Origin of the sequence: Salmonella sp. SAL4457 (assembly GCF_046548235.1) — a bacterium.
Lineage (GTDB): Bacteria > Pseudomonadota > Gammaproteobacteria > Enterobacterales > Enterobacteriaceae > Salmonella > Salmonella enterica.
The window spans coordinates 1-266 of sequence record NZ_JBGDZO010000622.1; the positions used below are offsets into that span (position 1 = coordinate 1).

General features: G+C 67.3%; 1 pseudogene. It reads left to right on the forward strand.

From position 1 onward, the window contains the following. Window positions 1-266 (forward strand): annotated as a pseudogene (locus ACLJNW_RS25685) (cytosine permease); the annotation flags it as partial.

Here is a 266-nt window from a genome sequence, read left to right on the forward strand (position 1 = left end):
CCGTATGCATCTACGGCTTCCGCTTCATGCTGCTTGTCAACAGGATCGCCGTGTGGGCCGCCAGCCTGCTGTTCCTGATCGGCCTGTTCTCCTTCTCCGGCCCCTTCGACGCCGCCTACGCCTGCAGCGTGCAACTCGGCCAGCCGGGCTTCTGGGCCGCCTTCATCGGCGCCACCCTGCTGGCCATGAGCAACCCGATCTCCTTCGGCGCCTTCCTGGGCGACTGGGCCCGCTACATCCCGCGCCAGACCTCGCAGGCACGGATC